This is a genomic window from Bradyrhizobium sp. 1(2017) (genome assembly GCF_011602485.2).
GTDB lineage: Bacteria > Pseudomonadota > Alphaproteobacteria > Rhizobiales > Xanthobacteraceae > Bradyrhizobium.
The window spans coordinates 1,049,901-1,073,239 of the sequence record NZ_CP050022.2; the positions used below are offsets into that span (position 1 = coordinate 1,049,901).

27 protein-coding genes and 2 tRNA genes are annotated in these 23,339 nt (G+C 62.7%); 17 read left to right on the top strand and 12 right to left on the bottom strand.

Annotated elements, in window-relative coordinates; genetic code table 11:
* Positions 1 to 38: 38 nt before the first annotated feature.
* The 3 genes from HAP40_RS04925 to HAP40_RS04935 all read right to left on the bottom strand — a co-directional run bounded on the left by HAP40_RS04925 (position 39) and on the right by HAP40_RS04935 (position 2,827).
* Positions 39 to 263 (bottom strand): hypothetical protein, encoded by a 225-nt coding sequence (locus HAP40_RS04925; protein ID WP_166818846.1) that lies wholly within the window; start codon positions 261 to 263, stop codon positions 39 to 41.
* 399 nt (positions 264 to 662) lie between these two features.
* Positions 663 to 1,634, bottom strand: coding sequence for an ABC transporter substrate-binding protein (locus tag HAP40_RS04930; RefSeq protein WP_166818845.1), 972 nt, complete (start codon positions 1,632 to 1,634; stop codon positions 663 to 665).
* A 146-nt stretch (positions 1,635 to 1,780) separates the two neighbouring features.
* Positions 1,781 to 2,827 carry an AraC family transcriptional regulator gene (locus HAP40_RS04935; RefSeq protein ID WP_166818844.1) on the bottom strand — a complete coding sequence of 349 codons (1,047 nt, stop codon included), beginning with the start codon at positions 2,825 to 2,827 and terminating at the stop codon, positions 1,781 to 1,783.
* 148 nt (positions 2,828 to 2,975) lie between these two features.
* Between HAP40_RS04935 and HAP40_RS04940 the strand changes: the two genes are divergently transcribed.
* Positions 2,976 to 3,536, top strand: a complete 561-nt coding sequence (locus tag HAP40_RS04940; RefSeq protein WP_166818843.1) for an NYN domain-containing protein — start codon at positions 2,976 to 2,978, stop codon at positions 3,534 to 3,536.
* A gap of 248 nt (positions 3,537 to 3,784) precedes the next feature.
* Here the strand turns inward: HAP40_RS04940 and HAP40_RS04945 are convergent, their stop codons facing one another.
* Both HAP40_RS04945 and HAP40_RS04950 read right to left on the bottom strand, forming a co-directional pair.
* Positions 3,785 to 4,483, bottom strand: a complete 699-nt coding sequence (locus tag HAP40_RS04945) for a DUF899 family protein (protein ID WP_166818842.1) — start codon at positions 4,481 to 4,483, stop codon at positions 3,785 to 3,787.
* Between the two features lie 814 nt (positions 4,484 to 5,297).
* Positions 5,298 to 5,372: transfer RNA gene (locus HAP40_RS04950), tRNA-Thr, on the bottom strand.
* A gap of 313 nt (positions 5,373 to 5,685) precedes the next feature.
* On the opposite strand from HAP40_RS04950, the gene HAP40_RS04955 reads away from it, so the two are divergent.
* From HAP40_RS04955 to HAP40_RS05015, 13 genes are all read left to right on the top strand, one after another.
* Positions 5,686 to 5,874, top strand: coding sequence for a hypothetical protein (locus tag HAP40_RS04955; RefSeq protein ID WP_166818841.1), 189 nt, complete (start codon positions 5,686 to 5,688; stop codon positions 5,872 to 5,874).
* 53 nt (positions 5,875 to 5,927) lie between these two features.
* Positions 5,928 to 7,634, top strand: a complete 1,707-nt coding sequence (locus HAP40_RS04960; protein ID WP_166819617.1) for an FAD-dependent oxidoreductase — start codon at positions 5,928 to 5,930, stop codon at positions 7,632 to 7,634.
* Positions 7,635 to 7,837: 203 nt separating this feature from the next.
* On the top strand, positions 7,838 to 8,146 hold the full coding sequence (locus HAP40_RS04965) for an EthD family reductase (RefSeq protein ID WP_166818840.1): 309 nt from the start codon (positions 7,838 to 7,840) through the stop codon (positions 8,144 to 8,146).
* Positions 8,147 to 8,378: 232 nt separating this feature from the next.
* Complete coding sequence (locus tag HAP40_RS04970; protein WP_166818839.1) at positions 8,379 to 8,888, top strand: hypothetical protein; 510 nt, start codon at positions 8,379 to 8,381, stop codon at positions 8,886 to 8,888.
* Between the two features lie 130 nt (positions 8,889 to 9,018).
* Positions 9,019 to 9,843: an alpha/beta fold hydrolase gene (locus HAP40_RS04975; protein ID WP_166818838.1), complete on the top strand. Its 825-nt coding sequence runs from the start codon at positions 9,019 to 9,021 to the stop codon at positions 9,841 to 9,843.
* A 55-nt stretch (positions 9,844 to 9,898) separates the two neighbouring features.
* On the top strand, positions 9,899 to 10,558 hold the full coding sequence (locus HAP40_RS04980; protein WP_166818837.1) for an NAD(P)H-binding protein: 660 nt from the start codon (positions 9,899 to 9,901) through the stop codon (positions 10,556 to 10,558).
* Between the two features lie 83 nt (positions 10,559 to 10,641).
* Positions 10,642 to 11,091: a DUF2948 family protein gene (locus HAP40_RS04985; RefSeq protein WP_166818836.1), complete on the top strand. Its 450-nt coding sequence runs from the start codon at positions 10,642 to 10,644 to the stop codon at positions 11,089 to 11,091.
* A 262-nt stretch (positions 11,092 to 11,353) separates the two neighbouring features.
* Positions 11,354 to 12,649, top strand: a complete 1,296-nt coding sequence (hisD, locus tag HAP40_RS04990) for a histidinol dehydrogenase (protein WP_166818835.1) — start codon at positions 11,354 to 11,356, stop codon at positions 12,647 to 12,649.
* Positions 12,646 to 13,143, top strand: a complete 498-nt coding sequence (locus HAP40_RS04995; RefSeq protein WP_166818834.1) for a UPF0262 family protein — start codon at positions 12,646 to 12,648, stop codon at positions 13,141 to 13,143. The genes hisD and HAP40_RS04995 overlap by 4 nt, the downstream gene beginning before the upstream one ends.
* Positions 13,144 to 13,215: 72 nt before the next feature.
* Positions 13,216 to 13,683, top strand: a complete 468-nt coding sequence (locus tag HAP40_RS05000; RefSeq protein ID WP_166818833.1) for a low molecular weight phosphatase family protein — start codon at positions 13,216 to 13,218, stop codon at positions 13,681 to 13,683.
* A gap of 149 nt (positions 13,684 to 13,832) precedes the next feature.
* Positions 13,833 to 14,465, top strand: a complete 633-nt coding sequence (locus tag HAP40_RS05005; protein ID WP_166818832.1) for a Maf-like protein — start codon at positions 13,833 to 13,835, stop codon at positions 14,463 to 14,465.
* A 143-nt stretch (positions 14,466 to 14,608) separates the two neighbouring features.
* A complete protein-coding gene (yacG, locus tag HAP40_RS05010) occupies positions 14,609 to 14,791 on the top strand; it encodes a DNA gyrase inhibitor YacG (protein WP_166818831.1) in 183 nt (60 codons plus the stop codon).
* A 186-nt stretch (positions 14,792 to 14,977) separates the two neighbouring features.
* Positions 14,978 to 15,053: transfer RNA gene (locus tag HAP40_RS05015), tRNA-Phe, on the top strand.
* 63 nt (positions 15,054 to 15,116) lie between these two features.
* Here the strand turns inward: HAP40_RS05015 and HAP40_RS05020 are convergent.
* Genes HAP40_RS05020 through HAP40_RS05030 form a run of 3 tightly spaced genes read right to left on the bottom strand, consistent with a single transcriptional unit; the run spans position 15,117 to position 18,436 of the window.
* Complete coding sequence (locus HAP40_RS05020; RefSeq protein WP_166818830.1) at positions 15,117 to 16,334, bottom strand: SAM-dependent methyltransferase; 1,218 nt, start codon at positions 16,332 to 16,334, stop codon at positions 15,117 to 15,119.
* A 4-nt stretch (positions 16,335 to 16,338) separates the two neighbouring features.
* Positions 16,339 to 17,121 carry a DUF1365 domain-containing protein gene (locus HAP40_RS05025; RefSeq protein ID WP_166818829.1) on the bottom strand — a complete coding sequence of 261 codons (783 nt, stop codon included), beginning with the start codon at positions 17,119 to 17,121 and terminating at the stop codon, positions 16,339 to 16,341.
* A gap of 4 nt (positions 17,122 to 17,125) precedes the next feature.
* On the bottom strand, positions 17,126 to 18,436 hold the full coding sequence (locus HAP40_RS05030) for an NAD(P)/FAD-dependent oxidoreductase (protein ID WP_166818828.1): 1,311 nt from the start codon (positions 18,434 to 18,436) through the stop codon (positions 17,126 to 17,128).
* 292 nt (positions 18,437 to 18,728) lie between these two features.
* Between HAP40_RS05030 and HAP40_RS05035 the strand changes: the two genes are divergently transcribed.
* Both HAP40_RS05035 and HAP40_RS05040 read left to right on the top strand, forming a co-directional pair.
* Positions 18,729 to 19,478: a DUF1295 domain-containing protein gene (locus HAP40_RS05035; protein ID WP_208024957.1), complete on the top strand. Its 750-nt coding sequence runs from the start codon at positions 18,729 to 18,731 to the stop codon at positions 19,476 to 19,478.
* Between the two features lie 153 nt (positions 19,479 to 19,631).
* Positions 19,632 to 20,033, top strand: a complete 402-nt coding sequence (locus HAP40_RS05040) for a DUF2177 family protein (protein ID WP_166818826.1) — start codon at positions 19,632 to 19,634, stop codon at positions 20,031 to 20,033.
* A gap of 62 nt (positions 20,034 to 20,095) precedes the next feature.
* On the opposite strand, the gene HAP40_RS05045 is transcribed toward HAP40_RS05040, so the two are convergent.
* The 4 genes from HAP40_RS05045 to HAP40_RS05060 all read right to left on the bottom strand — a co-directional run bounded on the left by HAP40_RS05045 (position 20,096) and on the right by HAP40_RS05060 (position 22,272).
* The gene (locus HAP40_RS05045) at positions 20,096 to 20,398 is read right to left on the bottom strand and encodes a hypothetical protein (RefSeq protein WP_166818825.1); all 303 of its coding nucleotides are present in this window, start codon (positions 20,396 to 20,398) and stop codon (positions 20,096 to 20,098) included.
* A 19-nt stretch (positions 20,399 to 20,417) separates the two neighbouring features.
* Positions 20,418 to 21,002 (bottom strand): RNA polymerase sigma factor, encoded by a 585-nt coding sequence (locus tag HAP40_RS05050; RefSeq protein WP_166818824.1) that lies wholly within the window; start codon positions 21,000 to 21,002, stop codon positions 20,418 to 20,420.
* Positions 21,003 to 21,082: 80 nt separating this feature from the next.
* Entirely contained in the window at positions 21,083 to 21,730 is a 648-nt protein-coding gene (locus tag HAP40_RS05055; protein ID WP_166818823.1) for a ChrR family anti-sigma-E factor, read from the bottom strand.
* Positions 21,727 to 22,272 (bottom strand): sigma-70 family RNA polymerase sigma factor, encoded by a 546-nt coding sequence (locus tag HAP40_RS05060; protein ID WP_166819616.1) that lies wholly within the window; start codon positions 22,270 to 22,272, stop codon positions 21,727 to 21,729. The genes HAP40_RS05055 and HAP40_RS05060 overlap by 4 nt, the downstream gene beginning before the upstream one ends.
* A 382-nt stretch (positions 22,273 to 22,654) precedes the next feature.
* Between HAP40_RS05060 and HAP40_RS05065 the strand changes: the two genes are divergently transcribed.
* Positions 22,655 to 23,332: an FABP family protein gene (locus tag HAP40_RS05065; protein ID WP_166818822.1), complete on the top strand. Its 678-nt coding sequence runs from the start codon at positions 22,655 to 22,657 to the stop codon at positions 23,330 to 23,332.
* Positions 23,333 to 23,339 lie beyond the last annotated feature (7 nt).

Genomic DNA, 23,339 nt, shown 5'->3' on the forward strand with positions numbered 1-23,339 from the left:
TGGGTTGTTTTATTTTCCCGATAACAATTATTTGGCAGTCACAGTAGGGGGCGCTGATGTGTAATCGTGGTCTGGTGCGCGACCGCATCGTGGTTCTGCGCGAACGCATCGGGTTGCTGAGCTCTCAATTGGCCGAGCTTCAAAGCCTTCGCGGCCGGGTGGAACAGGCCGAGAAACGAAGGGCCGAAAGGCGTCCAAAGCTTGCGGATATCTCTGCGATGCGCCGCCGATTGCAGCGATAGCGACAGTTGCGGAGTGTTCATGACCGCAAACCGTGACGCGCCAGAGGGGCATGCAGGCTCGAGCCTTCGTTGAACATCGCTTCGGGCACAAAACAGCTCCCGGGTTGCTTTGGTCGTGAGCGGATGTCGGTCGACCCGTCGGGCAAAACACACTCTCCCGCGCAAGACGAGCGGAGGAACGGCACCAACATCCGGTGAAGCCTCTTGGCGGAGCCGGAAGCTGCGTACGGCGAAAACGCGTGGTCCTTCGTCGTTGCTACGGTCAAGCCTTGCGGAGATGCTTTGAGGCTCGACCGGGCCGAAAGGCATCGCCAATTGCTAATATGCCGAGGTGATCCAGGTGGCAAAAATTGCGATCAAATGATTGATTGCTTCCGCTTTGGGGCCACAACCGGACTGATGAGTTGCGGAGAATGGAAGCTACTCAATCACCTCGTCGGCGCTGGCGAGCAATGCTGGCGGCACGGTGAGACCTAGCGCTTTGGCTGTTTTCATATTGATCACTAGTTCGTATTTGGTCGGCTGCTCGACGGGCAGGCCGGAAGGCGCCGTACCTTTGAGGATTTTATCGACGTAGCCACCCGCACGAAGCCACATATCAGGAAAATCAGGACCGTACGAAATCAGTCCGCCATCAACAGCATAGTTGCGGCCGAGATATATTGCGGGAATCCGATGCTTGGCCGCCAGCGTGGTTATGCGGGTCGAGTTGCGAAGGGTGGTAAAATCGGCAAAAACAACGATTGCTTCGGCATGCTGAGCTGCGGCCGAGACAAACGCTGCATCGTACTCCTCAGCTACCGTCGCTTCTACTACGGGGAACGTGACCCCCAGTTGCCGAGACGTTTGTGGCAGTTCCTCGGCTATCACCCTCCTATGGATCAGGTTGCCAGGATTGCTCAGGATCATGATTCTCGTGGCGTTGGGAACCAGCTCTCGAACGAACTGGACTTGCTTACTGATGAACTGTCCGGGGACAAAGGTCGCAAGCCCCGTTATGTTGCCGCCGGGCCGCGATAGGCTTTGGACAAAGCCGATCCCGACAGGGTCCGCCGTCCCCACGAATACAATTGGTATACTGGACGTGGCCGACTTCAAGGCTGCGGCTGATGCAGGGTTGCCAGCCATAATCAATTCCGGGTTGAGCGCGATCAGTTCAGCGGCCAGAGCAGGCAAACGATCCGCTGATCGAGCAAAGCGATATTCGATGGTCAAGTTGCTTCCATCGACCCAGCCATGATTTCGTAGGCCGCCAAGCCAAGCGCTCTGCCAACTCGGCATGAGCTCATTGACAGCAAGAAAGCCAATGCGCCGACGTGCCTGTTGCGCCAGCGAACGTCGCGAGGAAACAATCAGCGCGGCAGCAGCCGCAACGAATTCTCTTCGCCTCATCTGCTCCTCCCCTGAATGACTGGATCAAGCGTAGTTGCGCTTCGCCGCCAGTCCATGCGGTTGAATGTCCGTTTTGGGGGCACAAGCAGAAATCATCCACCGGTCAATAAACCAATGGCGTCGAGCGCAGGAGCTTCTACAGCCATTTAATCAGTTGTTGCCGTGCCTGCACCAGAACGTAGTTCGGTAGGAGCGATTCCATACCACCGCTTGAACGCGTGCGTAAACGTGCTCACTTCTCGATAACCCAGCAGCCAAGCAATTTGGGATATTGAGAGATCGCCATGTGTCAAATAAGACTTCGCAAGATCGGCCTTGCTTTGATCCAGTATCCCGGAATAGGTGAGTCCTTCCGCTGCCAATAAGCGCGCAAGGGTGCGATGGCTTACGCCAAGCTCCTTTGCGACGATTGTGGCCTTTGCCTTTCCGTGCGGAAGCAGGTGACCAATCGCATGCTCTACTCTTGAGCGAAGGCTGGCTCGTTCCGGTGTCCGCTCCGTTAAGGCTTCATCTGCGTACCGCACCAGCATCTCGTGCAAGTAGGGGTCGGCGCCGACAATCGGAAGCGCGTTCACCTGCGCTGGAAGAACAATTTCGTCAACATCCGCTCCGTATGTCACATCACATCCCAGAAACGTGCGACACTCCGGTGGCGTTGCCTCGCGCGAATGCCTGAAGCTAAACCGTTTCGGCGCAAGTCGCGTCCCGGTGATTTGTCGGCACAAACGCACTATCGAAAATAGCCAAAACTCAAACTGATGCCGGTCAGATAGGCGTTCCACGCCGACGCAGTCGATTGTAATGACTGCGCGGTTGGCCTCAAAATTTATCTTAATGCTGTCATTGACGATACTCGTGTAGCGCTCGCTGTTGCTCATGGCATCCACGAAGCTGCCCGACGACGACAGAATATAGTAGAGCAGCCCGATTTCACGCATCTCAAAAGCCTGAGATAGTCGGAATCCAAGAAGATCATCTTGCAGCGCATCGGCTGCAACCTTCAAAAACTTCACCTGGGCCGCAACTTCAAGCCGACGGCTGGGGTCTTCAACTTCGTCGACCGTCAGACCTGCCCTTTCCAACAAGGGCGGCAGCGGCACTCCGATGGCGTGCAGCTTTGCACATGCCATTCGTGCGGCAGCACCGGCCGCACTTGGGACTGCATATAGCGGTGACTTCGCGGGAATACCCATGCCAGTTACCGTCCTGTCGCAGCTTTGCGACGTAGGCACCAAACATCAAACAATTGGCTCAAGATGACAACATGCGACACGGCTTATTCCAAAAATTGCCATCGACGCATCCAATTTGATCAGCTTAAGAAATTTGAAGAGGAAGTAAATGGTATTTCAGCCATCGTCCAAGATCGGCCTCTTTATCGATGGCCCCAATCTTCATGCAGCGTCCAAAGCGCTCGGTTTCGACATCGACTTCATACGCCTTCTTCGGGAATTCCAGTATTTCGGATCAACATTGCGCGCGTTCTACTACACGACCATTTCCGAGGAGGCGAACCGTTCGATCGGTCCACTAGTCGAGTGGCTCAACTACAACGGCTACACGGTAGTCACCAAGACAGCCAAAGAGTTCGTCGACGCAAATGGCCGGCGCAGGATAAAGGGCGATATGAATGTCGAGCTCACGGTGGATGCGATGGCGCTCGCAAAACAATTTGACGAGATGGTGTTGTTCTCTGGCGACGGCGGCTTCCGCTCGCTAGTGGAAGCTGTTCAGCGTCTGGGCATTCGTGTCTCCGTGGTGTCGACGATCTCAACCCAACCAGCAATGATTGCCGATGAGCTCAGGCGTCAGGCTGACGAATTTATCGATCTTGCCGCGCTGCGGCACAAACTTGACCGCAATACGTCCGAACGTTCGGCTGCGGGCGGGCGGGAGGTTTGATCAGGTTCCCGCATAAAATCAGCACGCCCTGAGGAGCAACATCCGAAGGAATCAACCTGAGCAAATCGGGCCCGCAATGCCTCAAGGAGCGGACCTCATTGGGACGTGCCGCCACTTCGCTCATGGGCCAATTCCGGACGTAACGTAAACCGCCCGTTTCATGCCGACGCCCATCGGACTGACCGTCGTCGGCGGGTGATGAAGTTGGCGCAGAACATCAAACTGTCGATCTCTGCGAACACGTTGCCTTAATAGGTTAGCTTGGGATACCAGTCGGTGCCTCGCCCGCCCGGCGTCAGGTCGAGGATTGACCATAGCGAAGCAACGTCGGGCGCGTCGCGTGGGTCTTGGTCCGGGTCCGCCATTTCTTGCGTCATCTCGCTCGCCCAAAACAACCGCACCTTGTCGCCGTCACGTTTGAACACAACCAGCGCAGGATTTTCCGAGCCGTTGGCGTTGAGCAGGCCGAGGTCGTTGGCATAGTCGTCCCCGACCGTCTGCACGAAGTCGAGATGCCGCCAGGTCCGCTCGCTTGCAAAGGCCAACTGCCGCTCGACACTGCTGCGGCCGAGGATCTTGAGCGCGACCCTCTGTTTAATGTCTGCGGCATTGCCATTCACTGCCCCGAGCCAATTGGTGCACATCGGGCAGGGACGCTCACGTTGCGGGCCATACATCCAGAAATAAGTGACAAGCGCGTCATTTTTGCCGAACAAGTCGATCAGGCCCACATCGCTGCCATTCGCGTCTTTGAAACGATAATCCTTCATAATGAGCGGCCCGGGCGGCAACGCGCGGCGTTCGTCGGCAAGTCGCGTCATATGGCGCCTGAATTCGATCTCGTCCGCGAGCAAAGTCTCGCGCGCCTTGCGATAGGCGTCGCTTTCGCCAGGGAACGGCGTCTTCCCTTTTTTTGCGAGTGTAGCAGCTGGTGTCAGCGTGTTCATGGGTTTCTCCTGGATCATCCATAATTCTGACAACGGCCGACAGAAAATTAGGTTGCGGCGGGACCGAGGGTGCCAGGGCCGAACTCCTACCGGTGTTCATGGTGATCTCGTTCAAGCGGCGGAATGTCTCCTAAGGGTGGTCGTAAACGGTCATCGTCGACCCGTCGGGCAAAACACCCTCTTTTGCGCAAAACCGGTCAACCCCCGCTCGCAAAAAGATTCCACTTTACCGAAATTCGGATTTGCGGCACCATCGTGCCATCCCGGCCCTCGGAGAGGGGCGATCGTACGTCGTAACGAAACGTGGGCGGGGGTGCGGTGGACGCGGCTGCGTCGGGCACGCGAAGGTGAGGCCAGGGCGAGATGAACCTCGTGAGGCTCTCACTGCGTGCGGACGGACGGCGCCAACATCCGGCGAAGCCTTTTGGCGGAGCCGGAAGCTGCGTACGGCGAAAACGCGTGGTCCTGACCGTCGTTGCTACGGTCAAGCCTTGCGGAGATGCTTTTGGGCTCGACCGGGTCTGGATGCATCGCCAATTCGCGAGGTGACGGAGGCCAGAAGGAACTCGGCTCCGGGGAGAGCGCGCATAAGCCGTCAACCCATCGCGCAGGGAAGGCCGGGTGTTTTCCGGCCCACCTGTTGTCCGCCTGTGCATTTGCGTGCGCAAATTCTTCGCACAGCGGATCGTGGGTGCCAGCCGGCACCCGGCCTTCCCTGCGCCCTCTTCACTTCAAGAGGGCGAAAGAGAAGAGCAAAACTCGGGCGCCTTGAGCCGCGAGAACGCCGATCTGTGCGTGATTGAACGGAAGAAAATGGTGCTGCCAGACAGGATTGAACTGTCGACCTCTCCATTACCAATGGAGTGCTCTACCACTGAGCTACGGCAGCATGTGCTGGTGAAGAATCGGGCGCCCGAGGGGCCTACCAAGCGGGCCGATATCTGCCACAAGCCCCCCTCCTGTGCAAGCTTGCAGGTCCCGTCAGAATGAGAAAAACGGGGCGATATCGGGGTCAAAATGGCGATTTTGGCCGGAAAGCATCGACTCTCCGCTGTTCCAGGGGCCATATCCCCGGCCAAGTGGCCAGTTGCCCAAGGGCGGGATTCGATCCATTTCGCGTTTCGCACGAATGGATGGTGTAGGCCTCTTGAGCTGTCGCCATTCGGTGGCATCCTGCCGCCGACCATTGTGATGGACCTGTCATGGCTGACGAGACCGACAAGAGCGCGCGACCGGCGAGGGCGTCCCGCGACGACCGCTTGAAATCGGCGCTGCGCGAAAACCTGAAGCGGCGGAAGCTGCAGGCGCGTGAGCGCGCCGCAACGGCCGCCCCCTCGCAGAACGACGATGGTTCCCTAAATGAGGGGACCGCCGGCAAGTCTGGCGGTTGAAGTCTGGCAGTTGAAGAACTGCGGCTGAATATTTGGAGTGCGTGACAGTGGCCATGGGGCAGGACGGACAGCAGCAAGCCGAACGCGACGCGCTGATGGCGCGCTTCACCCGTCCCGAGCAGACCTTCCCGACGCTGACGCCCGCCGAAATCGAGCGGGTCAGGCATTTCGGCGAGGTCCGCAATTACGCCGATGGCGCGTTCCTGTTCGAGACCGGCAAGCCCGGGCCCGGCATGTTCGTCGTGCTGAAGGGACACGTCGCCATCACCCAGCGCGATGGCCTCGGTCATGTCACGCCGGTGATCGATCAGGGACCGGGACAGTTCCTGGCCGAGCTCAGCCAGCTCTCGGGACAGCCGGCGCTGGTCGACGGCCGCGCTGAGGGCGATGTCGAGACGCTGCTGCTGCCGCCGGAGCGGCTGCGCGCGCTGCTGGTCGCCGAGGCCGAGCTCGGCGAGCGCATCATGCGCGCGCTGATCCTGCGCCGGGTCAATCTGATCCAGGGCGGCATCGGCGGACCGGTGCTGATCGGTCCGTCGCATTCGGCCGGCGTGGTGCGCTTGCAGGGCTTTCTCACGCGCAACGGTCAGCCGCATCATCTGCTCGATCCCGAGCGTGACCGCGATGCGGCCGAATTGATCGCGCGCTATTCGCCGAAGCCCGAAGACTGGCCGCTGGTGGTCGCCGCGAGCGGCGCCGTGTTGCGCAACCCCAATGAGACCGAGCTTGCGCGCGCCATTGGCATGATCGGCGGGGCGAAGGATGATCGTATCTACGACGTCGCGGTCGTCGGCTGCGGACCGGCCGGGCTTGCCACCGCCGTGTATGCGGCGTCCGAGGGGCTGTCCGTCGCCGTGCTCGACATCCGCGCCTTCGGCGGCCAGGCCGGTGCGAGTGCGCGCATCGAAAACTATCTGGGCTTTCCGACCGGCATTTCCGGCCAGGCGCTGACCGCGCGCGCCTTTACCCAGGCCCAGAAATTCGGCGCCGACATCATGATTCCCGTCACGGTGAAGTCGCTCGATTGCACGCGCAAGGACGGCGCGTTTTCGGTCGCACTCGAGGGCTGCGATCCCTTGCGCTCGCGTTCGGTCGTGGTCGCGAGCGGCGCACGCTATCGCCGGCCTGACATCGCGAACCTCGACAAGTTCGAGGGACGCGGCGTCTGGTACTGGGCCTCACCGGTCGAGGCGCGGCTCTGTGCCGGCGAGGAGGTGGCTCTCGTCGGTGCCGGCAATTCCGCCGGCCAGGCTGCCGTGTTCCTGTCGGGTCATGCGAAGAAGGTGCTGATGATCATCCGCGGCGGTGGCCTCGGCGCCAGCATGTCGCGCTACCTCATCGAGCGCATCGAAGCCACGCCCAACATCGAGTTGATGTTCAACACCGAGATCACCGCGCTCGAAGGCGACGAGGCCTCGCTGCTGCGGCGCATCCGCTGGAAGAGCCGCTTGTCCGATGACGGGGATTCTGCCGACATCCGCAATCTCTTCCTGTTCGTCGGCGCCGATCCCGCCACCTCCTGGCTCGACGGCTGCGGCGTGACGCTCGATCGCGGCGGCTTCGTCGTGACGGGCGCGCAGTCCGAACTGAATCAGGGCCGGCTCGTGGCGCCGCTGGAGACCTCCGTGCCCGGCGTCTATGCCGTGGGGGACGTCCGCTCCGGCTCGGTCAAGCGCGTCGGCGGCGCCATCGGCGAAGGCGCGCAGGTCGTGGCCTCCCTGCACGGTTATCTCGGCGACGCCGCAAAACCGGCGCTTTAGAGCACGATCCGGACCCGAAGGGCCGCGCCGGCGCAAAGCGTGGCGCGGTTTTCCGGCAAGATCGTGCTCAAAGAATAAGTCAAGGACAAGACAGGGGAATGGCAAGTCGAATGAGGCTTGCCATCGCGCCGCATCCTGCGGACTATCGCCCGTCGCGAGGCCGATGGCGCTTCGAAGAACAAAGCTTCACATGGGAGGACCAAATGGCTGAAGTCGTCGTGCTCTACAAAACGCCCAAGGATGCTGCCGCCTTCGACAAGTACTATGCCGAAACGCACATCCCGCTCGCGAAGAAACTTCCCGGCTTGAAGAAATACGCCGTCAGCAAGGGGCCGGTCGGCTCCCCCGCCGGCCCTTCCGGAATCCATCTCGTCGCCGTCCTCACCTTCGACAGCGTGGCCGACGTCCAGGCCGCATTCGGCAGCCCGGAAGGCCAGGCCACCGGCGCCGACGTGCCGAAATTCGCCAGCGGCGGCGCCGACATCCTGATCTTCGACACGAAGGAAGTTTGAGATGCGCAACATCGGCCCGCCGATTGCGGGCCGATGTTGCGGCGCTCGATTCAACTTTCGTCGAAAGCCTGCCGCCGTTCGTGACAGCGCTGCAAAAAATCCGGGCATGCGTTGTCAATTCGCACGACGGCGCATGGCTTGCTGCGCATATGCGGCGATAGTACATGTGGCAATCTCATGAGGGCCGTAATACTACTCTCGTCACCTCAATGCTGAGAGTAGGAGAGATGGCATGATGCTTGGGTTGAGCCTGCCCGCCCTGACGCTGATCCATGTCATCATCAGCCTGATCGCCATCGCTGCCGGCCTCGTCGTGATGTTCGGCCTGCTCGGCTCGAAGTCGATGCCGGGCCTCACCGCGACCTTCCTGCTGTTCACGATCCTCACCAGCGCCACCGGCTTCCTGTTTCCGTTCAAGGAGCTCCTGCCCTCGCACATCATCGGCATCATCTCGCTGGTGCTGCTCGCGGCCGCCTGCTTCGCGCTCTACGGCAAGAAGCTCGCCGGCGTCTGGCGCCCGGTCTACATCGTGACCGCGATGATCTCGCTCTATTTCAACGTCTTCGTGCTGGTGATCCAGTCGTTCCTGAAGGTGCCGGCGCTCGCCGCGCTCGCGCCCGCCGTGCCGCCGGCGCCGCCGTCGGGCCCGGTGTTCGCGGTGGTGCAGGGCATCGTGCTGGTGTTCTTCGTCGTGCTCACTGTCGGTGCCTGGCGCCGCTACAAGCCGATGGCGTTTGCCTGATCGGCATGCTCTCCGTGATTCCGGGCATCCGCAGTGATGAATCCGGAATCCTCGATCCAGCAATCTCCAGATTCCGGGTTCGCGCTGGCGCGCGCCCCGGAATGACGTCTTTCACCGAAGGAGCTCCGCAATGCCCACCATCACCACCAAAGACGGCGTCGAGATCTTCTACAAGGATTGGGGCTCGGGCCAGCCGATCGTGTTCAGCCATGGCTGGCCGCTGTCCTCAGACGATTGGGACGCGCAGATGATGTACTTCGTCACACGCGGCTATCGCGTCGTCGCCCATGACCGCCGCGGCCACGGCCGCTCGGCGCAGGTCGCCGATGGTCACGACATGGACCACTATGCAGATGACCTTGCGGCGGTGACGGCGCATCTCGACCTCAAGAACGCCATCCATGTCGGCCATTCCACCGGCGGCGGCGAAGTCGTGCATTATATCGCGCGCCATGGCGAGAGCCGGGTGGCGAAGGCTGCGATCCTCTCGGCCGTGCCGCCGCTGATGGTGCAAACCGCGGCCAACCCGGGCGGTCTGCCGAAGAGCGTGTTCGACGATCTCCAGGCGCAACTCGCCGCCAGCCGCACGCAATTCTATCGCGACCTCCCTGCCGGCCCGTTCTACGGCTACAACCGCCCCGGCGCAAAACCGTCGGAAGCGGTGATCCAGAACTGGTGGCGCCAGGGCATGATGGGCGGCGCGAAGGCGCATTACGACGGCATCGTCGCGTTCTCGCAGACCGATTTCACCGAGGATCTGAAGAAGATCAACGTGCCCGTGTTGGTGATGCACGGCGACGACGACCAGATCGTGCCTTACGCCGATTCCGGCCCGCTGTCGGCCAAGCTGCTGAAGAACGGCACGCTGAAGACCTACAAGGGCTTCCCGCACGGCATGCCGACCACGCACGCCGAGACGATCAACGCGGACTTGCTGGCGTTTTTCAAGGCGTAAAGCTTCAAAAAGATGGGCTCGCGGTGAGAGCTGCGAGCCCGTTGGGGACGCTCCGATGAAAGTCATCGTTTTCGGCGCGACCGGCATGGTCGGGCAGGGCGTCTTGCGCGAATGCCTGATCGATCCCGGTATCGACCGCGTGCTCGTGGTCGGTCGCAGCCCGACCGGCCACCGCGACGCCAAGCTCGTCGAGATCGTGCACGGCGATTTCACGGACTATTCGGCGATCGAGGCGCAGCTCACGGGCTTCGATGCCTGCTTTTTCTGCCTCGGCGTTTCCTCGATCGGCATGAACGAAGAGCGCTACCGTCATCTGACCCATGATCTCACGCTCGCTGCCGCGACGACGCTGGCGCGGCTCAATCCGCAGATGACCTTCGTCTATGTCACCGGCGCCGGCACCGATTCCACGGAGCAGGGATCGCTGATGTGGGCGCGGATCAAGGGCAAGACCGAGAACGATCTTCTGAAGCTGCCGTTCAAGGCTGCTTACATGTTCCGGCCCGGCGCGATCCAGCCCCTGCACGGCGCCCGGTCGAAGACCGCCTGGGTGCAGGCGGTGTATGCCGCAACCTGGCCGCTCTGGTCGGTGCTGCGCCGGATCTCGCCGTCGCTGGTCACCTCGACCGAGCAGATCGGCCGCGGCATGATCCGCGTCGCCCGGGAGGGGTATCCGCGGAAGGTGCTGGAGATGGAGGATATCAATAGCCTCTAATCCGTTGACCCGTTAGCTTGCCGCGGAAATTTCGGCGCCCGCGCGCGTTGAGCCCCATCCGCCCTGAAGGAAAAGCGTCGGCGATGTCTCCCCAGCTCAAACTGATCGCACTCGATGCCGATGATCTCGCTGTCATCTCGACCCATGTCCAGGACGCCCGTGTCCAGGCCTCCGACATCATCTGGCGGCAGAACGAGAAACGGCTCGTGGTCGGCATGAGCCGGCTGGACTGGGAGCAGACGCTGGAAGGCGAGGCCGAGCCGCGCCGGCTGGTCGCCGCGCTCCGCTTCGACCGCGTGCTCGCCTGCAAATCGCGCAATATCGATCTCGCCGCGCCGGACAAGGTTCTGGACCTCGTCGGCATCGAGTTTCACCCCCAGCATGGCCGCGACCAGGAGCCCGGCGGCAGCGCTCTGCTTTTGTTCGCCCAAGGCGGCGCCATCCGCCTCGACGTCGAGTGCCTGGAATGCGAGCTGACCGACCTGGGGGCGGACGCGCTGGGAACGGGACCGGCGATCGACGGGGAGGGGTGAGGTGGCCTGCAAAGGTCTCGCATTCCGCCGTCGTCCTGGCGAAAGCCAGGACCCATAACCCCAAGACCCTCCTGTTGAAACGAGCTGTGGCTCGATTCCGCCTCCTCACATCCGCCGGTGGCAATGGGTCCTGGCTTTCGCCAGGACGACGCCGAGGGGTAACGGATCGGCCGAAGGGTTGACGCCGCTTCCCCGCCGCGCCATTGAGCAGGGGGTCGGGTCAGCCAACCCGCCCAAAGACCAGCCAAAAGACCATCGCAAAATGCCCGTTCGTCTCGACCGCAGCAGCGCCGATTTTGACCAGCGATTCGCGGCCTTCCTCGCCGCCAAGCGCGAGGTGTCGGCCGACGTCGAGGCCGCCGCGCGTGCGATCGTCGACGACGTCGCCAGACGGGGCGATGCGGCCCTGCTCGAGGCCACGCAAAAGTTCGACCGGCTGACGCTGGATGCGGCGTCCATGCGCGTCACGGCCGCCGAGGTCGACGCCGCGACAAAGGCCTGCGATGCGGCGACGCTGGACGCGCTCAAGCTCGCGCGTGACCGCATCGAGGCCTATCACCGTCGGCAGCTGCCGACCGACGAACGCTTCACCGATGCCCTCGGCGTCGAGCTCGGCTGGCGCTACACCGCGATCGAATCTGCTGGCCTCTACGTGCCCGGCGGCACCGCGGCCTATCCGTCCTCGGTGCTGATGAACGCGGTGCCCGCCAGGGTCGCCGGCGTCGCGCGCCTCGTGATGGTGGTGCCCTCGCCCGACGGCAAGCTCAACCCGCTGGTGCTGGCGGCAGCGTCGCTCGGCGGCGTCACCGAGATCTATCGCGTCGGCGGTGCGCAGGCCGTGGCCGCGCTCGCGCACGGCACCGCGACGATCGCGCCGGTGGCGAAGATCGTCGGCCCCGGCAACGCCTATGTCGCAGCGGCGAAGCGGCTGGTGTTCGGCAAGGTCGGCATCGACATGATCGCCGGTCCGTCCGAGGTGCTGGTGATCGCCGACGACACCGGCAATGCCGACTGGATCGCCGCCGATCTCCTCGCACAGGCCGAGCACGATGCCAGCGCGCAGTCGATCCTGATCACCGATTCCGCGCGCCTTGCCGCCGATGTCGAGAAGGCGGTCGCGGCGCAGTTGAAGACGCTGCCGCGCGCCGCGATCGCCGGCGCTTCCTGGGCCGATTTCGGCGCCATCATCATGGTGAAGACTCTCACTGAGGCCATCCCGCTCGCGGACGCCATTGCCGCCGAGCATCTCGAGATCATGACGGATGATCCCGATGCGCTCGCCGCAAAGATCCGCAACGCCGGCGCGGTGTTCCTCGGGGCGCATACGCCGGAGGCCATCGGCGACTATGTCGGCGGCTCCAACCACGTGCTGCCGACCGCGCGCTCGGCGCGATTCTCCTCAGGGCTGGGGGTCGCCGACTTCATGAAGCGCACCTCGATCCTGAAATGCGGCCCGGATCAGCTGCGTGCGCTGGGACCTGCCGCGATGACGCTCGGACAAGCGGAGGGGCTCGACGCCCATTCGCGCTCGATTGGATTGCGCCTCAATCTGTCATGACAAAGCCGCCCGAACAGGACGACTCGACCAATCGCATCGTCGGCGTCACGCTCGACGAGGACTCGATCGGCCGTTCCGGGCCCGACATCGAGCATGAGCGCGCCATCGCGATCTACGACCTGATCGAGCAGAACCTGTTCGCGCCCGACGGTGCCGAGGGGCAGGGCCCGTTCACCCTGCATATCGGCATCACCGGCAATCGCCTGATGTTCGACATCCGCCGCGAGGACGCTACGCCCGTCGTCGCGCATCTGTTGTCGCTGACGCCGTTCCGGCGGATCGTGAAGGACTATTTCATGATCTGCGACAGCTACTATCAGGCGATCCGCACCGCGACGCCGGACAAGATCGAGGCCATCGACATGGGCCGCCGCGGCATCCATGACGAGGGATCGCGCACGCTGCAGGAGCGTCTGAAGGGCAAGGTGCGGATCGACTTCGAGACCTCGCGCCGGCTGTTCACGCTCATCACCGTCCTGCATTGGAAGGGGTGAGCGCGCATGATCCCGAAAAGTGGGAACCGGTTTTCGGATCGGATCATACGCAAAAACAAAAGAGCGTAGACGATGGCTGCGCCGCCACGCGCACGCGATCCGCAATCGGTGCTGTTCGCCTGCGCGATGAACAGCGTGCGCTCGCCGATGGCCGTGAGCCTGTTGCAGCATATGTTTCCGCAGGGCCTCTACGTGAAGTCGGCTGGTGCCAGGAAGGGCGAGCTCGACCCGTTCGCGGTGTCCGTGATGGCCGAGCTCGGCCAGGACATCTCCGCCCACAAGCCGCAGACCTTCGAGGAGCTGGAGGACTGGGAGGGGTTGAACTTCGACCTCATCATCACGCTGTCGCCGGAAGCTCACCACAAGGCGTTGGAGCTGACCCGCACGCTCGCGGCCGATGTCGAATATTGGCCGACGCAGGATCCCACCACCATCGAAGGCAGCCGCGACCAGAAGCTCGCCGCCTATCGCGAGGTCTGCGACCAGCTCCTGATGCGCATCCGCCGGCGCTTCGCGAAGGTGGGCGCAGCGAGCGGGTAGCGGTGCGGCCCCGTAACACCCGCGTCACAGACTAAGGGCACACGCGTGGTGGCAACCTCGAATCACCTCCGGTTCCCGGGTTGTGAAATCAGCCCCCTTCCGATAGGTTCCGCGCGCAATTCACCCCGCTTCATCCCCCAAATCACCTGATGCTTGGCCGCCCCAAATTCGTACTTGCCTCCGGTTCGCCGCGACGCCTGTCGCTGCTCAACCAGGCCGGCATCGAGCCGGATGCCCTCCGGCCGGCCGACGTCGACGAGACGCCGAAGCGGGGCGAGCTGCCGCGCGCCTGCGCCAACCGGCTCGCCCGGGCCAAGGCCGATGCGGCGCTCAAATCGGTGCAGCTGGACGATGAGCTGCGCGGCGCCTTCATCCTCTCCGCCGACACGGTGGTGGCGGTCGGCCGCCGCATCCTGCCCAAGGCCAACCTCGTCGACGAAGCCGCGCAGTGCCTGCGGCTGTTGTCGGGCCGCAACCACCGCGTCTACACGGCGATCTGCCTCGTCACGCCGCGCGAGGCCTTCCGCCAGCGTCTGGTCGAGACCCGCGTCCGCTTCAAACGCCTCTCGGAAGACGACATCCAGGCCTATATCGGCTCCGGCGAATGGCGCGGCAAAGCCGGCGGCTATGCCGTGCAGGGCATCGCCGGGTCCTTCGTGGTCAAGATGGTGGGGTCCTACACCAACGTGGTCGGCCTGCCGCTCTACGAGACCACCACGCTGCTCGGCGGCGAGGGCTTTCCGATCCGCTTCGGCTGGCTCAACGCCACCACCGCGGTGTGAGCGAACAGCCGATTCCGCAAAAATCGCGAAAACAACCCCATGCACAGTAGAATGGCCCGGCAGGGGACGCCGCGCCGTCAGCCGAGGAACCCGTTTGCCGGCAGGCGTTTGAACTGCCTCACCTCGTGTAGGCCGCGCCGATCATGAACGACCACGTCAAAACGCCCGCCGCCCCGCTCAAAACCTGCCCGATCTGCGGCAAGCCGCAGTCGCAGGCGACCCGCCCGTTCTGCTCCTCGCGCTGCCGCGACGTCGACCTGAACCGCTGGCTGAAGGGCTCCTACGTCATCCCCGGACGCGATGACGAAACCGATGATGTAGAATAGATAAGTAACATCAATAGCTTGATTTGAGGGGCGACTCGCTGCCCGCCAGCCACGGCAGGATCGCCCCACCTTGTGCACAGCCGGGCCGCGCCCGGCGAAGCCACTTGGCGAAGCCGGGTGGACAGGCCGCTTCCAGCCCACTATAAACCGCCCGCTCGATGGGCTTTGGCCCCTCTCTTGGAGCACGCCCAGGTAGCTCAGTTGGTAGAGCATGCGACTGAAAATCGCAGTGTCGGTGGTTCGATTCCGCCCCTGGGCACCATTTTCTTGCCCCGAACATCGCAGCCCGCCTCTGCTGGCGAAGTCCCCGGGGTCCTGACCCGCGTCAGCTTTGGCGTGCAAAGACCAGCTGCCGGACGTCGATCTTTCCGGCCCTGAATCCTGCCTCGCAGTAACAAAGATAATACTCCCAGAGCCGCCGGAAGGATTCGTCGAACCCAAGCGAGATCAGGCCGGTCCATGCTCTGCCGAAGTTCGTTCGCCACATCGCAACCGTCTTTGCATAGTCCTGCCCGAAGGCGCGCTCACGAACCAACGGAACCTGGAAGCGCTCGCCGAGCGAGAGCAAAATACCAGGCGAAGGCAGCATCCCTCCGGGAAATATGTAACGTTGGATGAAGTCCACACGCCGGCGATAGCTCTCGAACAGCTCGTCTCCGACGGTGATGGCCTGGATACCGGCCAGACCGCCAGGCTTTAGCCGCTGGTGCAACTGGCCGAAATATGCGGGCCAGAACCGCTCGCCGACGGCTTCGATCATCTCGATCGAGGCGATGCGATCGAAATGACCGTCTTGATCGCGATAGTCCTGGAGTCGGACCTCGACCTTTTCGGCAAGCCCAGCTTCGTGAATCCGCCGGCGTGCAAATTCATACTGCTCTTTGCTGATGGTCAGCGCCAACACGCTGGCGCCATAAGTCTTGGCGGCAAATTCAGCAAAGCCACCCCAGCCGCATCCGATCTCGAGCACGGTCTGGCCGGGTTGCAACTCGATGGCCTTCGCGAGCTGCCCATACTTGTTCTGTTGAGCGGCGAAGAGGTCGGGCGTCTCCGCCGAGAACAGGGCCGATGAGTAGGTCATGCTCGGATCGAGCCATGCCGCGAAGAACACGTTTCCGAGATCATAATGCGCGTGGATGTTGAGTCGCGATCCCTGTCTCGTATTTCGGCGCACCCGATGAAGCGCACGCCGGCACAGCCGGACCAGCATATTGCCTGCGAAGGCGCTGTCGACCAGGTCTGCGTTGAGGCAGAACACGTACAGAAGCTGGGTCAGATCCGGAGTGGTCCAATCTCCTCGGACGTAAGCCTCCGCCATGCCGATGTCGCCGCCCAGCACCAGGCTTCGCGCAAATCCGTAATTGTTGAGCTCGATGACCGCCGCCGGACCCGGCTGCGATCCGCGCAACGCAATCGTCCTGCCGTCGGGAAGGCGAACGCTCACCGCGCCGCGTTTCAGCCGCGATGCTAAACGCAGGGCGAGCCGCGCGAGGATGGGAACGTCATCGAAATGGGCAGATTGACGAGCGGCTGCGAGGTCCATTGGATCACATCTGGCTTGGGTTCGGACGGGGAACGTAAGGGACACCTTTCAGCCATAGCCGGATGGCTTCCCAATGAATGGCTGCGATGACCTTGAATGTGAGGAAAGGCAGGGTGATGAGTGCCCCCAACAGCGAGCGACTGGTCAGCGCGCGGCGCCGTCCCGAGAATGCTGCTGCGAACACCGCACCATGCTCGTCAGTCTGCAGGATCCTGACCGTCACTTGCTGTGCCGGCGGCGAAACCCTGAAGTGATAATGGGTCTGCATTCTCATGAAGGGCGAGACGTAGAATTCTTTCGCCTGGCTTTGTCGTATGGCGTAGCCGGCAGGAGCGTTCTCTACCGGGAGGATGTAGGAATGCATGTCGCCGAAGGTATTGCGCACCTCGTAAATCAGCAGCGCAAGGTTGCCACAACGGTCATAGCAGAAGTAGACCGAAAGCGGATTGAACACGTAGCCGAAGACCCGGGGGTAACACAGGAGAAGGATGCGCCCGCCCGAGAGATCTATCGCGCGTTCTGCCGCCAAGCGCCTCACATACTCGCCCAATGATCCGCCGTGTCGCTCCCCGTGATCGGACTCATAAAAGCCGAAAGCCGCCGCCCGATTGACGCCGAACAAGCGGGACTGGCGATCCGCTTCATCAAGCCGGTCGAGGTCGACCAGCAGACTCATGACGCGATAGCTGAACCTGTGATGCGCAGGCCGCAATCGCGCATGCATCACGCTGCCGCGGTAGAGCGCGGCTGCTAATGAGGCTTCTACTCGCTCGGGTTCGGTCGGCATCGGCTTACTCGGCGGCCTGCGCCAGTGAACCGGACTGCCGCCACGGCACGACGGCGCCGAGGGCCTCGGCGACGGATATGCCGGAGCGCAAGCCGTCCTCATGGAAACCGTAGCCGGTCCAGGCGCCGCAAAACCACGTGCGGCGGCTTCCCTGAATTTCGGGCAGCCGCCTCTGCGCGCCGAAGGCTGCCGCATCATATTGTGGATGAGCGAAGGTGAACTTGCCGAAGGTGAGGTGGGGGGCCGGCGCGCAGGGGGGATTGAGGCTGACGAACAGCGGCTTGCGGTCGTCGATCCCCTGGAGCCGGTTCATCCAATAAGTGACCGAAACGTCGTTCTGGACAGGCATTTCGCGCCGCCACCGCAGAAAATTCCAGGACGCCCACGCATTGCGGCGCTTCGGCATGAGGTTGTGATCGCGGTGCAGATAGGCCGTGTTCGGCGCGTAACGGATCGCGCCGAGGATCGACCTCTCGCTCGGATCGGCATCCGACAGCGCTGCCAAAGCCTGATCGCTGTGACAGGCCATCACGACGGCGTCATACGTGCTCTGATGGCCGTGACTGTCGCGGATCGCCACACCGTGATCGGTTCGGTCGATCGACGTCACCGCACAACCTAGCCGGATGCTGTTCCTGAACCTGGAGGTCAGCTTCTCGACATAGTGCCGGCTGCCGCCATGTACGGTCCGCCACCGCGGCCGCTCCAGATGCAGCAGCCGATGATTATCGAAGAAGCTGACGAAGTTTTCCGCGGGGAAAGAGAGGATATCGCTCGACGGCGAGGACCAGATGGCGGACGCCATCGGTCCCAGGTAATCGGTGAACACGCGCGCTCCGAACCCTTCCTTGCGCAGGTATTCGCCGAGGCTCAGGTCGCGGAGCCGGCCAGAACGCAAGTCCGAGACACTTTGCCGGTTGAACCGCTGGACTTCGGCGAGCATGCGGAAATACGCCGGCGAGATGACATTGCGGGGTTGGGCGAACAGGCCGGAGGCAATTTGCGACAAGGTCTCGCCACCGCCCCGCCACTCGAAGCGGCCATGGTCGGCAGACATCGCGAAGCTCATGCATGTCTCGACGGTCTTCACGCCCAGATGCTCGAACAGAGACGTCAATTCCGGATAGTTTGGCTCGTTGAAGACGATAAATCCGATATCAACGTCGATCAGGTCGCCATCGTAGTCAACGCGCACGGTGTGACTGTGTCCACCCGGCCGCAATTCCCGCTCATACACCGTCACCGCGTGACGTTCGGACAGGAGCCATGCAGCCGCATTGCCCGCAATTCCCGTTCCAATCACCGCCAAACGCATGCTTTGCTGCCCCGCTGCAATACCACTAGCTACGCCGGGATGGACATCCGGTTTCGTGGTCGATGTCTGCCGCGGCGTGGCCTTGGCTCAGCTCGAATGCTGACCAGCCACATGCGGCATCTGGAAACGACCGAGCGCCTGGCGTGGATCACTCTGTTCAGCTCAATCGCCCGGGCCCTGTTGTGAAACCGGGGGACGGGAGCGGACGTAATGAGCAGAGCCTGGTGTGAGACGCGTGGGACTTCTGCAAATTCAGATCATTGTTGGCATCGCCCTGGCCCTTTCAGTGTTGATGGGGCTGGCCTGGGTCGCTCAGCAGCGCACGGGCAATTCCGGCTGGGTGGACACGTTCTGGGCCTACTCGGTCGGCCTCGTTGGTGCGGTTGCTGCGCTGTGGCCGCACGGCGATGGGCTGCCGGCGCGCCAGGTGCTCGTCGCCGGCCTCGTGCTGCTCTGGTCGGCGAGGCTGGGGACTCATATCGCGCGCCGCGCTGCATCCGGCATCGACGATCCGCGATACGCGAATTATGCGCGCGAATGGGGCCGCAGGGCGCCGTTTCGCATGTTCACCTTTCTGCAGGCGCAGGCCTGGGTTTCGGTGCCGCTCCCATTCGCCGTTTTCCTGGCGGCGCACGCCCCAAGGCCTGCATTGGGTGTCCAGGACTTTGCCGGGGCCGCCATCATTCTGACCGCGATCGTCGGGGAAGCGATCGCTGACGAGCAATTGCGCCGCTTCAAGCATCATCCGTCGAACGCCGCTCTGGTCTGCGATGCCGGGGTTTGGCGCTGGTCGCGTCATCCAAATTACTTTTTCGAATGGCTGGGATGGCTGGCCTACCCAATCATTGCGTTTTCGTCCGACTATGCATGGGGGTGGGCGAGCCTGGTGGCGCCGGCGCTCATGTACTGGATATTGGTGCACGCAACCGGAATACCTCCGCTCGAGGAACAGATGCTTCGCTCCCGCGGCCACCGGTATCGGGACTACCAGACCCGAACCAGCGCATTCTTTCCACGGCCGCCGAAGCGACCGCCCGAATGAGTGACGCGCACTGTCTGCTTGACCAGGTCGGGCAGGCTCGTTGGGCGATCCGCAAATTGCGCTTCGTTTGATCCGGCGCGAGGTTTGGATCGTTTCAACAGGCCGTTGCTTTTGGTCATACCGGTTTACGAGACACCCGGACGGAGATCCGACATGAACTTCCTCGTTACGTATCTTTCTGTCGCGGTGACCTTCGTCGCCCTCGACATGATCTGGCTCGGGACCATGGTTGAGCGGCTCTACCGGCCGGTAATGGGCGATATGTTGCGATCCGAACCCAATCTGGCCGCCGCTGCGCTGTTCTATCTGACTTACCCACTCGGGTTGATCTGGTTCGCAGTGCTGCCCGCGCAGCAGGATGGCAGCGCGCTCCGCGCCTTCGCGTCCGGCGCGTTGCTGGGCTGCTTCAGCTACGCAACTTATGATCTGACCAACCAGGCAACACTGCGGAATTGGTCGACCGGATTGACACTCGCAGACGTATGCTGGGGGGCGCTTCTTGCCGGAGTCAGTGCGTGGACCGGATTTCTCCTCGCCCAGAAGATGGCGCACTGATCATTCGTCCCCGGGAGCCGCGCGATAGCGGCCCTATTGGAAGGGCGTTGTTATTGCCGGATTCATGAATGCTTCGGATCCCCAAGCTCATCGAATGCTTCTCTGGTGTCCGCGATCTTGGCCGACAAGGATTTGAATGCCGCCCGGCCCTGTCCGTTGGCATGGTCGTCGCGCAATAACGAAGCGGATTCAACCAGCCTGTGTCCCAGGCGCTCGATGACGGTGAGCAAACGATCGAGACCGTCCGTGGGCTGTTCGGCTGCGAGACGTTCGACCTCCCGAACGAGCTCCTCGAGCCTCATGACAGCGGACACGAGGCGATCCCCGTGCCTACGCACGGGGAATTCAAAGATCTGCGCGGTCAACCCCGATTCTCCATCGGCTTCAGGCTGTGGCAGATGCCGCAAGGCAGTCCTTGCGCACCACCAGGAGTGTTCGGTGCAGCCAGGTCTTGATGGTACCCACCGGCACGCCGAAGCGCCTCGAAAGGCTCGCGCGGCTTTCGCCTTCCAGATAGGCCAAGGCCACCAGCCTGCGGCGATCTTCCGGCAAGCGAGCCAGCGCTCCGAACGCGATGGGCTCGGCGCTGGCGTAATCCAGGCCGTCGGTCGGGGACGGATCGGCGTTCGCCGTGATCAAAAGCGTCTCGTCCAGCACGTCAGTCGGCAGTCTTCGTACCCGCAGATGATCGATGGCCGTATTGCGGACGATCGCAGACAGCCAGGCTGTCGCAGGTGCGCGGCCAGCGTCGAAGCGACCGGCGTTGCGCCAAATCTTCAGATAGGCATCCTGCAAAATGTCCTCGATGTCGTGAGGCGGCGCTCCGACTGCGAGCGCGGTCCTGCGCAGCCTGCCGCGTGTCCGCATGTGCAGCTCCGAGAACGCTCGGGTGTCGCCGCACGAAACCCGCGCGAGGAGTTCGGGCAATGCGTCGTTCTCTGCCTGTCTTGACGTGCGCGCGCAGGCCATGGCCGATCTCCCTTGCGTTTGCTTTTGAAACGCTCCGGGCTCGTGCCTGGATCACCCGGCCGGGAGAAGACTGAATATGATCAGAGCCGCACGAACGGTCCGATCAGCCGGCCAAGCAGCCCGTGCATGCGCAGATCGCCTGTCATCGCGACCAGGCAGACACACGGCCCCTCGTCGCCGACGATCGGCCGGTGATCGATCTCGTCATCACCGTAGTCGAAATCGCCAGGACCAAAGCGGCCGCCTTTGTGGCTGAAGCTGCCTTCAAGAACGAGGGTCAATTCGGTACCGGTGTGAGTATGCTCGAGCATCCGCGTGCCAGGCGCCGACCGAAGCAGGAAGGCTCGCGCCTTGCCCGAGCCCGAAAGCTCGATCGGTCGCAGGCTGAGCCCTGGTGCCACGCGTCTGGGTTTGCCGATCCGGTAGTTTCGCAATGCCACCGGAACATCTCGCTCGACCTCGCCAGTGTTCGTCGGGCGCGGCGGCACCTCACGTTCGGAAGCGTCATCGATCCGCGACAACACGCGCTCGAACGCATCCGAGGCCATCGGTACCGGAGGGACGTCCTCGAGTGCCAGGCCCGCAAGCTGCTCTATCGCATGTACGAACCGGGCGCACCGCGCACATTCTGCCACATGCACGCCCACGACCAGGTGATGGGCCTCTTCCAGCCTGCCGGCGGCATAGTCGGCCAGAAGATCTTCCGGCGGATGATGGCTGATGGTCATGCTTCTTCGTCCAATATGTCTCTCAAGCGGTTCATCGCCAGTCTGATCCGCGACTTCACCGTTCCGAGCGGAATTCCGAGCAGGCCTGCGATTTCGGGATGCGGCCTCTCCTCGATAAATGACAGCCTCACCACCATGGATTGCTCCGCCGACAATCGCGCGATGGCCAAAGTGATCCGGGCGGCATCCTGCACGCGTGACACGACCGCATCCGCCGGCTCGGCGGGATCCGGCGCATCCGTCAGTTCGGAGACGCCCCGCAGGCGGTTGGCGCGCGCCCTGCTACGGAACAGATCGATCCGCAAGTTACGCGCGATCGTGAATATCCATGCTGCGGCCCCGGATGTCGCCGGATCGAATTGGCCCGCCTTTCGCCATACGGCGATCAACGCACCCTGGGCGATCTCCTCCGCCTCATCGGAGCTGCATCCGGCCTTCTGCATCAATCCCTTGATGCGCGGCGCGAAATGCTCGAATAGGCGTCTGAATGCCTCCCGGTCACCGGAAGAGGCGACGCGTCCGATCAAATCAGCCCAGTCCACCTTTGCCTTCGGCCCTTTGCTCGCATTGGTCGACAGCCGCGCTACAACCCCGCGAGGGCGACCTGCCTCGGCCCGGATTGGTACGTTCAAAGCTCGGATAGCAGCGATCATAGCGCCTCGACAAGCGACCTCTGAGGTCAGAACGAATCTAAGGGGGCGCCAGATCACAGAGCGGCGGTCGATAATCATCGGTTCCAGGCGGGTGCCCGGACCCGCTTGTTCGAGAAGGGGCAGCCGCTTGAAAGCAGTCCGCCGCTGCGGGACCGGTCAAAGCGCCCTGGCCGTAACGCCAGTGTCCATTCGCAGTTTGTGAGGCTTCAGCACGAGCCGCCGTCGCGCCTCCGTGCTATGGCTGCTCCCGGTCATCTGCGTGAGGACATCCATGCTTCCCTTTCCTGCCGACATCTTCACCGAGCCCGAGGACGTCTCGCCTGACGGCCTTGCCAATCTCGGTCCGCTCCGCCGTCTCGCCGGCAGCTGGCAGGCGGACAAGGGCATCGACGTCAATCCGAAAGCGGAAGGGCCGGAGCGGCGCACCTTCATCGAGCGCATCCGCATGGATCCGATCGACCCGCAGGCCAATGGGCCGCAGCTGTTCTACGGGCTGCGCTATCACATCCACATCAACACGCCCGAGGAGGACGTCACCTTCCACGACCAGGTCGGTTATTGGCTGTGGGAGCCCGCGACCGGGCTGATCATGCAGACGCTGGCGATCCCGCGCGGGCAGGTGCTACTGGCCTCGGGCAAGGCCGGGCCGGACCACAGCACGATTTCCGTGACCGCAAAGCGCGGCGACACCGCTTACGGCATCTGCTCGACCGACTTCCTGGAGCAGGCCTTCCGCACCGATTCCTACCGCTGCGACATCAGCTTCAATGCCGACGGCAGCTGGACCTATCTGATCCAGACCGAATTGTTCGTGCGCGGCGCGCCGTTCAATCACCACGACACCAACACGCTCAAGCTCGTCGCCCCGCCAAAGCCCAATCCGCTGGCGGCGATCGTGAGCGACCGCGCCGGGACTGATCGAGCCGGGCGCGGCGGGCCGGCAGCGTGAGGCACAG

What these genes read in the sequence shown, in the direction of transcription:
- HAP40_RS04925 (WP_166818846.1), bottom strand. Translation starts at nt 263, where the DNA reads ATGAACACTCCGCAACTGTCGCTATCGCTGCAATCGGCGGCGCATCGC.
- HAP40_RS04930 (WP_166818845.1), bottom strand. Translation starts at nt 1,634, where the DNA reads ATGAGGCGAAGAGAATTCGTTGCGGCTGCTGCCGCGCTGATTGTTTCC.
- HAP40_RS04935 (WP_166818844.1), bottom strand. Translation starts at nt 2,827, where the DNA reads ATGGGTATTCCCGCGAAGTCACCGCTATATGCAGTCCCAAGTGCGGCC.
- HAP40_RS04940 (WP_166818843.1), top strand. Translation starts at nt 2,976, where the DNA reads ATGGTATTTCAGCCATCGTCCAAGATCGGCCTCTTTATCGATGGCCCC.
- HAP40_RS04945 (WP_166818842.1), bottom strand. Translation starts at nt 4,483, where the DNA reads ATGAACACGCTGACACCAGCTGCTACACTCGCAAAAAAAGGGAAGACG.
- HAP40_RS04955 (WP_166818841.1), top strand. Translation starts at nt 5,686, where the DNA reads ATGGCTGACGAGACCGACAAGAGCGCGCGACCGGCGAGGGCGTCCCGC.
- HAP40_RS04960 (WP_166819617.1), top strand. Translation starts at nt 5,928, where the DNA reads ATGGGGCAGGACGGACAGCAGCAAGCCGAACGCGACGCGCTGATGGCG.
- HAP40_RS04965 (WP_166818840.1), top strand. Translation starts at nt 7,838, where the DNA reads ATGGCTGAAGTCGTCGTGCTCTACAAAACGCCCAAGGATGCTGCCGCC.
- HAP40_RS04970 (WP_166818839.1), top strand. Translation starts at nt 8,379, where the DNA reads ATGATGCTTGGGTTGAGCCTGCCCGCCCTGACGCTGATCCATGTCATC.
- HAP40_RS04975 (WP_166818838.1), top strand. Translation starts at nt 9,019, where the DNA reads ATGCCCACCATCACCACCAAAGACGGCGTCGAGATCTTCTACAAGGAT.
- HAP40_RS04980 (WP_166818837.1), top strand. Translation starts at nt 9,899, where the DNA reads ATGAAAGTCATCGTTTTCGGCGCGACCGGCATGGTCGGGCAGGGCGTC.
- HAP40_RS04985 (WP_166818836.1), top strand. Translation starts at nt 10,642, where the DNA reads ATGTCTCCCCAGCTCAAACTGATCGCACTCGATGCCGATGATCTCGCT.
- hisD (WP_166818835.1), top strand. Translation starts at nt 11,354, where the DNA reads ATGCCCGTTCGTCTCGACCGCAGCAGCGCCGATTTTGACCAGCGATTC.
- HAP40_RS04995 (WP_166818834.1), top strand. Translation starts at nt 12,646, where the DNA reads ATGACAAAGCCGCCCGAACAGGACGACTCGACCAATCGCATCGTCGGC.
- HAP40_RS05000 (WP_166818833.1), top strand. Translation starts at nt 13,216, where the DNA reads ATGGCTGCGCCGCCACGCGCACGCGATCCGCAATCGGTGCTGTTCGCC.
- HAP40_RS05005 (WP_166818832.1), top strand. Translation starts at nt 13,833, where the DNA reads ATGCTTGGCCGCCCCAAATTCGTACTTGCCTCCGGTTCGCCGCGACGC.
- yacG (WP_166818831.1), top strand. Translation starts at nt 14,609, where the DNA reads ATGAACGACCACGTCAAAACGCCCGCCGCCCCGCTCAAAACCTGCCCG.
- HAP40_RS05020 (WP_166818830.1), bottom strand. Translation starts at nt 16,334, where the DNA reads ATGGACCTCGCAGCCGCTCGTCAATCTGCCCATTTCGATGACGTTCCC.
- HAP40_RS05025 (WP_166818829.1), bottom strand. Translation starts at nt 17,121, where the DNA reads ATGCCGACCGAACCCGAGCGAGTAGAAGCCTCATTAGCAGCCGCGCTC.
- HAP40_RS05030 (WP_166818828.1), bottom strand. Translation starts at nt 18,436, where the DNA reads ATGCGTTTGGCGGTGATTGGAACGGGAATTGCGGGCAATGCGGCTGCA.
- HAP40_RS05035 (WP_208024957.1), top strand. Translation starts at nt 18,729, where the DNA reads ATGGGGCTGGCCTGGGTCGCTCAGCAGCGCACGGGCAATTCCGGCTGG.
- HAP40_RS05040 (WP_166818826.1), top strand. Translation starts at nt 19,632, where the DNA reads ATGAACTTCCTCGTTACGTATCTTTCTGTCGCGGTGACCTTCGTCGCC.
- HAP40_RS05050 (WP_166818824.1), bottom strand. Translation starts at nt 21,002, where the DNA reads ATGGCCTGCGCGCGCACGTCAAGACAGGCAGAGAACGACGCATTGCCC.
- HAP40_RS05055 (WP_166818823.1), bottom strand. Translation starts at nt 21,730, where the DNA reads ATGACCATCAGCCATCATCCGCCGGAAGATCTTCTGGCCGACTATGCC.
- HAP40_RS05065 (WP_166818822.1), top strand. Translation starts at nt 22,655, where the DNA reads ATGCTTCCCTTTCCTGCCGACATCTTCACCGAGCCCGAGGACGTCTCG.